This window comes from Methylophilus sp. TWE2, from assembly GCF_001183865.1.
Lineage (GTDB): Bacteria > Pseudomonadota > Gammaproteobacteria > Burkholderiales > Methylophilaceae > Methylophilus.
Map to the genome: position 1 here is coordinate 3,069,593 of NZ_CP012020.1, position 9,452 is coordinate 3,079,044.

General features: G+C 47.8%; 11 protein-coding genes. 2 read left to right on the plus strand and 9 right to left on the minus strand.

The annotated features are described in order from the left end of the window. Positions 1–51: 51 nt before the first annotated feature. Genes ACJ67_RS14435 through mnmG form a run of 4 tightly spaced genes read right to left on the minus strand, consistent with a single transcriptional unit; the run spans position 52 to position 4,269 of the window. Positions 52–912, minus strand: a complete 861-nt coding sequence (locus tag ACJ67_RS14435) for a ParB/RepB/Spo0J family partition protein (RefSeq protein ID WP_049639670.1) — start codon at positions 910–912, stop codon at positions 52–54. A 38-nt stretch (positions 913–950) separates the two neighbouring features. Continuing rightward, positions 951–1,712, minus strand: coding sequence for a ParA family protein (locus ACJ67_RS14440; RefSeq protein WP_049639671.1), 762 nt, complete (start codon positions 1,710–1,712; stop codon positions 951–953). After that, positions 1,712–2,338, minus strand: coding sequence for a 16S rRNA (guanine(527)-N(7))-methyltransferase RsmG (gene rsmG / locus ACJ67_RS14445; RefSeq protein ID WP_156171695.1), 627 nt, complete (start codon positions 2,336–2,338; stop codon positions 1,712–1,714). Before rsmG ends, ACJ67_RS14440 begins: the two co-directional genes overlap by 1 nt. Then, entirely contained in the window at positions 2,338–4,269 is a 1,932-nt protein-coding gene (gene mnmG / locus ACJ67_RS14450) for a tRNA uridine-5-carboxymethylaminomethyl(34) synthesis enzyme MnmG (RefSeq protein ID WP_049639973.1), read from the minus strand. Before mnmG ends, rsmG begins: the two co-directional genes overlap by 1 nt. A 208-nt stretch (positions 4,270–4,477) precedes the next feature. Here mnmG and cycA point away from each other — a divergent pair, with 208 nt between their 5' ends. Next, positions 4,478–4,912, plus strand: coding sequence for a cytochrome c'' (gene cycA, locus ACJ67_RS14455; RefSeq protein WP_018987197.1), 435 nt, complete (start codon positions 4,478–4,480; stop codon positions 4,910–4,912). Positions 4,913–4,915: 3 nt separating this feature from the next. After that, positions 4,916–5,500, plus strand: a complete 585-nt coding sequence (locus ACJ67_RS14460; RefSeq protein ID WP_082164077.1) for a cytochrome b/b6 domain-containing protein — start codon at positions 4,916–4,918, stop codon at positions 5,498–5,500. A gap of 16 nt (positions 5,501–5,516) precedes the next feature. Here ACJ67_RS14460 and mnmE read toward each other — a convergent pair whose 3' ends face one another. Genes mnmE through rpmH form a run of 5 tightly spaced genes read right to left on the minus strand, consistent with a single transcriptional unit; the run spans position 5,517 to position 9,216 of the window. Next, positions 5,517–6,875, minus strand: coding sequence for a tRNA uridine-5-carboxymethylaminomethyl(34) synthesis GTPase MnmE (gene mnmE, locus ACJ67_RS14465; protein WP_231587204.1), 1,359 nt, complete (start codon positions 6,873–6,875; stop codon positions 5,517–5,519). After that, entirely contained in the window at positions 6,865–8,469 is a 1,605-nt protein-coding gene (yidC, locus tag ACJ67_RS14470; RefSeq protein WP_049639675.1) for a membrane protein insertase YidC, read from the minus strand. Before yidC ends, mnmE begins: the two co-directional genes overlap by 11 nt. A gap of 19 nt (positions 8,470–8,488) precedes the next feature. Then, positions 8,489–8,698 (minus strand): membrane protein insertion efficiency factor YidD, encoded by a 210-nt coding sequence (yidD, locus tag ACJ67_RS14475; protein ID WP_049639974.1) that lies wholly within the window; start codon positions 8,696–8,698, stop codon positions 8,489–8,491. A gap of 8 nt (positions 8,699–8,706) precedes the next feature. Next, the gene (gene rnpA, locus ACJ67_RS14480; protein ID WP_049639676.1) at positions 8,707–9,051 is read right to left on the minus strand and encodes a ribonuclease P protein component; all 345 of its coding nucleotides are present in this window, start codon (positions 9,049–9,051) and stop codon (positions 8,707–8,709) included. A 30-nt stretch (positions 9,052–9,081) separates the two neighbouring features. Next, positions 9,082–9,216, minus strand: a complete 135-nt coding sequence (gene rpmH / locus ACJ67_RS14485) for a 50S ribosomal protein L34 (protein ID WP_018987191.1) — start codon at positions 9,214–9,216, stop codon at positions 9,082–9,084. Positions 9,217–9,452: the final 236 nt, after the last annotated feature.

Below are 9,452 nucleotides of genomic sequence, written 5' to 3' on the forward strand. Positions count from 1 at the left end.
TCTGAATGTGCTACAAAAATCTATGGCTTGGTACTCTATACGTGATTTCACTCACGATTTCAGGCGATTACCCGTCAGTTTTGCTATCCAATCATCTAATTGATCAAGGTTTGAAAAACTCAACTTCAGGACGCCAGCGCCATTCGCCTTACTGCTGATCGCCACCTCGGCGCCCAGCTGTTCGCTCAATTGATTTTGCAAGGTAGCCACATCAGGATGTACCACAGTCTTGGCCTTTTTACCACTGACCGGCTCGGTTTGAATTAAGCGCTCTATCTCGCGCACTGACAATCCATCCTGAACCACTTTATTTGCCAACAGAATCTGTTGGGCAGGTTCAATACCCACCAGGGCGCGAGCGTGACCCATGTCAATCTGGTTATCCAGCAACATGTCCTGCACCATAGGCGTCAGCGTTAACAAACGCAGCAGGTTGGAGACAGCCACACGGGAGCGACCAACCGCTTCTGCGGCTTTTTCATGCGTCATGTCAAACTCATCAATCAATCGCTTGATACCCATTGCTTCTTCTAAGGGATTTAAATCCTCACGCTGAATGTTTTCAATGAGCGCCATCGCCAGGGCTGCTTCATCCGCAATTTCCCGTACCAGCACCGGTACTTCTGTGAGGCCAGCTTTTTGCGAGGCGCGCCAGCGGCGTTCACCTGCAATGATTTCAAATTTTTCGGGCCCGATTTCCCGCACCAGGATAGGTTGCATGATGCCTTGCGCCGCAATCGAATCCGCCAGCGTTTGCAAGGCCTCCTCATTCATGTAGGAACGGGGCTGGTATTTACCTGGCTGTAACTGGCTAACGGGCAGGGTGCGTAACGTGTCCGACTGGGTAATAGTTTCTGTATCCCCCGATAACAATGCGTCGAGTCCGCGTCCAAGTCCCTTAGGCTTCACCATACTGCTGCTTCCTTGTCATGAGTGTCAAAATATCTGCTTTAGTTTTTTTGAATAATTTCTTGTGCAAGCTCAAGATAGGCTTGCGCGCCCTTGGAAGAGCGGTCATATAACAATACTGGCATGCCATAACTGGGTGCCTCTGCCAATCTGACATTGCGCGGGATAATCGTCTGGTAGACTTTTTTACCAAAATGGTTCACCAATTGCGCGGAAACTTGCTGCGCCAGCATGTTGCGGTTATCAAACATGGTGCGCAACAAACCCTCAATCTCCAGCACTGGATTCAAGTGCGCGCGCACTTTCTTGACCGTATTGACCAAATCAGACAAACCTTCCAGCGCATAATACTCACACTGCATGGGGATCATGACTGAATGTGCCGCGGTCAAGGCATTTACCGTCACCAGATTTAAAGAAGGCGGACAATCCAGCAATACAAAATCGTATGCCTGGTCACCCAGTTTGAGAATCGCATTTTTCAACCGCGTTTCACGCGCCATCTCATTGACCAACTCCACCTCCGCACCCGCCAGATCGCGGTTAGAGGGTGCCACGTCATACTTGGCTGCTTCCGCGTGTATCACCACCTCCTGCAAGGTTTTATTACCAATAAGCACCTGATAAATACTGTCTTTCAAGTGTGCCTTATCAATGCCACTACCGGTACTCGCGTTCCCCTGCGGGTCCAAATCAACCAACAATACTTTTTTTCCGTGTTCTGCCAGACTGGCGGCGAGATTCACACAGGTAGTCGTTTTACCGACGCCCCCTTTTTGGTTGGTGATTGCTATTATTTTCATTATGTATTCTCAAACACAATTAAATGTCTTTCCGCCTGCAAGTGAGGCACTTGCAAACGAATGACCTCTTTGGGCTGGACGCCAGCCAACTGCAACTCCTCGGTGGGCACCAAACCCTTCATCGCCAACCAACGCCCATGTGGAGCCATTAAATGTGCCGTCAATTGCTTAAACAATGCAATATCGGAAAAAGCCCGCGAAATCACCTGCTTAAAAGGAAGGGCTGGCATAAAAGCCTCCACCCGTGCATGCACCACCTGCGCATTGGACAAACCAAGCTCCGCTTTAACCTGTCGCATAAATATGGCTTTTTTCTGAACGGTGTCTATCGTTGTAACCTGCACATCAGGACGTGTGATGGCGATGACCAAACCAGGCAAACCACCACCACTACCCACATCCAGCAAGTTACCCGTTTCAATATAAGGTAAAACACTGAGACTATCTAACAAATGCAACACCAGCATTTCCTGCGGGTCACGCACCGCGGTGAGGTTATAAACCTTATTCCATTTATGCAACAACGTAAGGTAGGCCAGGCATTGCGATTGCATCTCTGCCGTCACTACAGAATGTAAATTCAAAGCCTCTACCCCAGAAGCCAATTGTGAGGCCAAATAATCCATTATGCTGCAGCAATATCGCCCGACTGGCTCTGTTTTTTCTGTTTGCGTTTGAGATACACCAGCAATAGTGAAATGGTGGCGGGTGTAATACCCTGTATCCGACTTGCCTGCCCAATGGTTTCAGGTTTGTGTGACAGCAACTTTTGCCGTGCCTCATTACTTAGGCCATGCACATCATTATAATCAATCACTTCCGCCAGTTTGATGTGCTCGCTATTTTTCTGACGGGCGATCTCTTCATTCTGGCGATCAATATAGCCTTGGTATTTGGCAGCAATTTCCACTTGCTCCAACACATCCTCAGCCAACATTTCGGGGGAGGGTACAATACTCAGCAGTGATTGATACGTGACCTCAGGGCGACGCAATAATTCAAACAAGGAATACTCGTGCTCCAGCACCTTACCAAAAGTAGCTTCCTGTGTTTCACGTGAAACAATTTTATTTTGACCCGCAGGCTGGCCGTTATCAGGCTGCAAGAAGGTGCGTCTTAACCTGGCTTGCTCACGCGCCACCGCTTCCTGCTTTTTGCAAAAAGCCTCCCAACGGATATCATCCACCAAACCCAACTCACGGCCTTTTTCGGTAAGACGCATATCAGCGTTGTCTTCACGTAACTGCAACCGGTATTCGGCACGGCTAGTGAACATGCGGTATGGTTCATTAACCCCCGTGGTAATCAGGTCATCAACCAATACACCTAAGTATGCTTGTTCACGGGAGGGGCACCAGCCATCTTTATCTTGCGCATACAAAGCAGCATTTGACCCCGCTAATAAACCCTGTGCTGCAGCCTCTTCATAACCCGTCGTACCATTTATTTGGCCGGCAAAAAACAGCCCGCGAACAGTCTTTGTTTCGAGAGTCGATTTCAGGCCTCGTGGGTCGTAGTAGTCGTATTCAATAGCATATCCGGGGCGCAAGATATGTGCATTCTCCAAACCACGGATAGAACGTACCAGCGCTAACTGGATATCAAATGGCAGACTGGTCGATATTCCATTAGGATAAATTTCGTGAGTGGTTAAACCTTCAGGCTCCAGAAAGACCTGGTGCGACTCTTTGTCGGCAAAGCGATGTATCTTGTCTTCTACCGAAGGGCAATAGCGCGGCCCCACACCCTCAATCACCCCCGTATACATAGGAGAGCGATCCAGGCCGCTACGAATAATGTCATGCGTTTGCTGATTGGTGTGAGTGATCCAACAAGGTAACTGTTGAGGATGCTGGGCTACATGACCCAAAAACGAAAATATTGGCACTGGCGTATCGCCAGGCTGCTCAGTCATCACACTGTAATCAATTGAGCGCCCATCAATACGTGGCGGCGTCCCCGTTTTGAGGCGACCAGCCGGGAGACCAATTTCACGCAAGCGCGCAGCCAATGATATTGCTGGCGGATCTCCGGCGCGCCCAGCGCTGTAATTTTGCAATCCAACATGTACCAACCCACCGAGGAACGTGCCTGCTGTGAGCACCACAGATTTAGCATTAAAGCGCAGGCCAATCTGGGTAACCACACCAGCAGCTCTATCGCCCTCAAGGATAATATCGTCGACCGCCTGCTGGAACAGCCATAAATTAGGTTGGTTTTCGAGTCGATGGCGGATAGCCGCTTTATAAAGGATACGGTCAGCCTGTGCACGCGTCGCGCGCACAGCCGGGCCTTTACTGGAGTTCAAGATACGGAACTGGATACCACCTTCATCTGTAGCCGCGGCCATGGCGCCACCAAGCGCATCCACCTCTTTAACCAAATGACCCTTTCCAATCCCGCCAATAGAGGGGTTACAGGACATTTGCCCCAATGTTTCAATGTTATGGCTGAGCAGCAGGGTTTTTTGACCCATGCGAGCAGCCGCCAGTGCGGCCTCGGTACCTGCATGGCCGCCACCCACCACAATGACATCGAATCGATCAGGAAAGTCCATCATAAAGAATCTTGAACTGTTTGATTTAAAAAGATTTATGATTTTAGCGTAAACTAGTCAAATGGTCATTTAATTCACTGATTTGTTACATCTATTCTGTGATTTAATACAATGTGTTTACCGTTTAATACAAATCAATAACAAGCAGGCCATATTTACTTAACATAAAAACAATAGAATTTTTATAAAACAACCAAGGAGCTTTACCATGAAAATCAAAACAATCATTGCCGTATTTGGGGTCTTATTTTCTGCGCATGCACTGGCTGACGTGACTAACGCTGAAAAGTTGGTGTACAAATATACCAATATCGCTCACTCCGCCAACCCAATGTATGAAGCGCCTTCAATTACTGATGGCAAAATTTTCTTCAACCGCAAATTCAAAACACCAAGCGGCAAAGAAGCAGCGTGTGCATCTTGCCACACCAATAACCCGGCCAATGTGGGTAAAAACATTGTGACCGGCAAAGAAATTCCACCGCTGGCACCACGCGTCAATACCAAACGCTTCACAGATATCGACAAAGTGGAAGACGAATTCACCAAACACTGTAACGATATTCTGGGTGCAGATTGCTCACCTTCAGAAAAAGCTAACTTCATTGCTTATTTGTTGACAGAAACCAAGCCTACCAAATAATAGATGCTACGTTATGTCTGGGATCCGTTCATACGGATCTTTCATTGGTCCTTGGTGGGGGCGTTTGGATATGCTTTTTATACTCACGCCTCCATGTGGGATAGACTACACCACGCATATGCTGGCTATGTGGCCGGCACACTCATCGTCGCCCGTATTATTTGGGGCCTGGTTGCCACCGGTTACGCAAGTTTCCGCAGCTTTCCACTGAACCCGGTATGGGCAGTCAAACACTTATTTAAACTCTTAAAAGGCACAGCCAGACACTACATCGGCCACAACCCTACTGGTTCGATCGCCATTTATGCCATGCTGGGACTAGGCATTGTCGCTGTAGGTTCTGGCTGTATTGTTTACAACAGTGGTTGGGGATTTATTGATGATGAGATGAGCAAAGTATTACATCATTATGTGACCTGGACGTGGCTAGGTGTGGTTGTTGTGCATGTATTGGGGGTGATTTTTGAAAGCATCATTAATCGTGACAATCTGATCTGGGCCATGATTACCGGCTGCAAACGCGTCTGTAGTATTGATGAGCGGTTTGACCAACCCAACACACCCTTTCCAAGAAAAAAAACCCGCTAGCGGGTTTTTTTATTGATTATTTGCCGATACAAAAACGGCTAAATATTTCACCCAGTAAATCATCCGAGGTGAACTCTCCTGTGATGCTTCCGAGAGCCTCTTGTGCGCACCGCAATTCTTCGGCGACAAGTTCAGCCGCATGCATTTGATGCAATGCCAACTCCAGATGCTGTTCTACGTCGGTCAGCGCTTGTAAATGACGTGCTCGCGCCATAAACACACCTTCACTAGGTTGATAACCAACAATTTCCAGAAGCGTTTTTTTTAGATGGCCAATACCATCCCCTGTCTTGGCAGATAAAAATACGTGTTGGTTATTTTCGATCAGATCCACCCGGGATGTTTCACGTGAAACATCAATTTTGTTATGCACCCATATTTTCTTAACCTGGTCAGGGAGTTTTTGCAGAATAGTCGTTTCAAGCGGACCGATCCCGTGCTGGCTATCCACCAATAACAAAGCCACATGGGCTGTTTCTACGGCTTTCCAAGTGCGGGCAATACCCACTTGTTCTACGGCATCATCCGTGTCACGTAAACCAGCAGTATCAATAATATGTAAAGGCACGCCTTCAATCTGGATGACACTCTTGATCGTATCGCGTGTTGTTCCTGCGATCGGTGTTACGATCGCCACCTCTTCACCAGAAAGCGCATTGAGCAGGCTGGACTTACCTACATTAGGCTGGCCAATGAGAACCACATTGATGCCTTCACGCAATAGTGACCCCTGTTTGGCTTGCTCGAAAATAATACGCAACGCAGCCTGGTTAGCTTGGAGCTTTTCCAGTACCCGACCCTGGGTAATAAAATCAATTTCCTCTTCAGGAAAGTCCAGGCAAGCCTCTACATACATGCGCAAATCAATGAGTTGCTTCAATAAAGTTTGAATGGCTTGAGAAAACTCACCGGATAATGAGCGCACAGCGCTACGGGCAGCTTCTACGGTAGCTGCATTAATGAGGTCGGCTACTGCTTCAGCTTGAGCCAGATCAAGCTTGTCATTTAAGTATGCGCGCTGCGTGAATTCACCGGCCTGGGCATGCCGTGCGCCACACTCAATGCACCGCGCCAGCAATATTTGCATAAGCGCAGTCCCGCCATGGGCCTGCAACTCAAGGACATCTTCACCAGTATAAGAATGCGGGTTTGGAAAATAGAGGGCAATACCGCGATCTATCAGCGTGCCATCTGCCTGAAAAAAGGGCAGATAAGCTGCATGGCGTGGAGGAGGGCAGTGGCCTAGTATGTGTTTCGCAATCTCTACCGACAAGGGGCCGGATACACGGACGACACCAATGCCACCCGCGCCAGGCGCAGTGGCAACGGCGGCAATGGTGTCAGTCTTGAACACGACTGGTTGGTTACTTGCCATTTCCTTTTTTGGCCAATGCTTCCGCATGAATCATGCGGTTGATCGCCCATTGCTGCCAAATGGAAAGAACATTGTTCACCAGCCAGTACAGAACAAGACCGGCGGGGAAGAAGAAGAAGAAGACACTGAACAGGACAGGCATGATTTTCATGACTTTGGCCTGAATCGGGTCTGTCGGTGGTGGATTCAAATAGGTTTGGATAATCATGGTCGCACCCATCAGGATAGGTAACACAAAGTAAGGATCCGTCGCAGACAAATCCTGAATCCAACCAAAGAAAGGGGCATGACGCAACTCTACCGAACCCAGCAACACCCAATACAAGGAAATAAACACCGGAATCTGGACCAGGATAGGCAGGCAGCCACCCATAGGATTGATTTTTTCAGTACGGTACATCTCCATCATGGCTTGTTGCAGTTTTTGCTTGTCATCGCCAAATTTGTCTTTCAGCGCTTGCATGCGCGGGGCAATTTCGCGCAAATGAGCCATGTTACGATAACCGGAAGCAGACAGCTTAAAGAACGCGGCTTTGATCAGTATCGTCAAGACGATAATGGCAATGCCCCAGTTCTTCACGAGATCGTGGATATGCGTCAGCAACCACATTAACGGCTTGGCAATCACCGTGAGGATACCGTAATCCACCACGTATTCCAGGCCAGGCGCGGCGGCTTCTAAGGCATCTTGCTCCTGCGGGCCACTGAATAACTTGGCAGAGACTGTTTTACTGCTACCAGGGGCAATGTCACCAACAGGCAAAATAGTGCCAATTGAAAAATCATGCTCACTCAACTTGGTGGTGTAAAACTTGCGTTCGGCCGTGGATTGCGGCACCCAGGCGCTGACGAAATAATGCTGCACCAGGCCAATCCAGCCATCCTTGGCGTTGATTGAAACGTCCTTCTTGGCCATTTCGTCAAACTTGATCTTGTTGTATTTTTCGGCCTCAGTGTAATAAGCACCTCCGGTAAAAGTCGGCATCATTTTTGAGCCCTGGTTAGACTCATTATCATGAATGATCTGGTAATACACAGAAGGCGAAATCGCTTTATCACTATTGTTTTTGATTTCATACAGGACATCGATCACGTATTGGCCACGGTGAAAGCGGTAAATTTTGTCTACGGCCACGCCATTGGTGTCGGGCGCAGACAAACGCACATCTAATGACTCCTGACCCTCTTGCAAGCTATAACTACTTTCAGCAGCAGTAAAATTCACATAATGCGTAGGCAAGCTATCACCCTTTAAACCCGTTTGCGCGACATATAATTTATCGCCACCAGCATCACTCATCAATTCATAAGAACCTGAGTTGTCGTCTGCCTTATGTTCCAATAAAGACAATTCGCGCAAATCGCCGCCCATAGTATCAATCACTGCTGCATAACGGTCTGTTTTAACCGCAATACGGGTTCCTTTGGTGAGCGCAAACCCATTTTCTTGCGGTTTGTCTGCAGGCGCGACCTGGTTGGCTTCATTCTGTGTGACTGTGGTTTGTTCTGGCGCCTGCTGTTGTTGCCAGGCGTCCCACAGCATCATGATTGAAAAAGAAAAGATCACAAACAGAATTAAACGGCGAGTATCCATAAGATTTCGTTTTTAAAAGTCAGGGAAGGGGATCCACACCACCGGGATGCCATGGATGGCAACGGCCGATACGGCGCAAGGCTAACAAACTGCCATGCCAGGCGCCATAGCGCTGTAATGCCTCAATAGCATAGTGTGAACAAGTTGGATGAAAACGACACTGCCGTCCCAGCCATGGGCTTAAGCCCCACTGGTAACATTTCACAAAAAAAATCAGTAGCGTTTTCATCAGAAACATCAGGAAACAGGTGAGGCTTTTTTCAGCCTGGACAGCAATAATGTTAAATCACGCTGAACAGCCTGAAAATCATTATGGCGAAAAGCTTTACGTACCTGAAGAACGACATCATACCCGTTTACTGTGACAGACGCTTGTGTCCGCAACAATTCACGTAATACACGCTTCATATAATTACGCCTGACAGCCAGTTTGGCCACTTTTTTTGATACCACCAATCCATAACGGTGATGGTTTTGCTGGTTAGGCATGATGTTGGCGAATAGCCATTCACCATAAAACCGTTTCCTAAAACTAAAAACGGATGAAAATTCATCCGTTTTTTTTAGCTTATACAATGTCATGCATTGAGTTTCAGCAATGCATCGCCGGGATTACAGACCCAGACGTTTACGACCTTTAGCGCGGCGGGCAGCAATTACTGCACGGCCACCTTTGGTTTTCATGCGTACCAGAAAGCCATGGGTACGTGCACGACGGGTTTTGGATGGTTGATAGGTACGTTTCATTATTAAACTCCTGCCAAAATGGCAATTAAATTCTAATCGGGCAGTGCTGATTTAACCGCTGAAATTTGCCGATTTCAAAAACCCTTAATTAAACAGCAATTAGAGACTTTATGTCAATGATTTTTTTTAATTTTTTGTAGTCTATGGCTGTGGATAACTCAGACTAAAACGTTTAGAATGTCTACATCAGGTCATGGTGACATTCGCCACAAGACCATTTCTCTGCCACTCTTCCC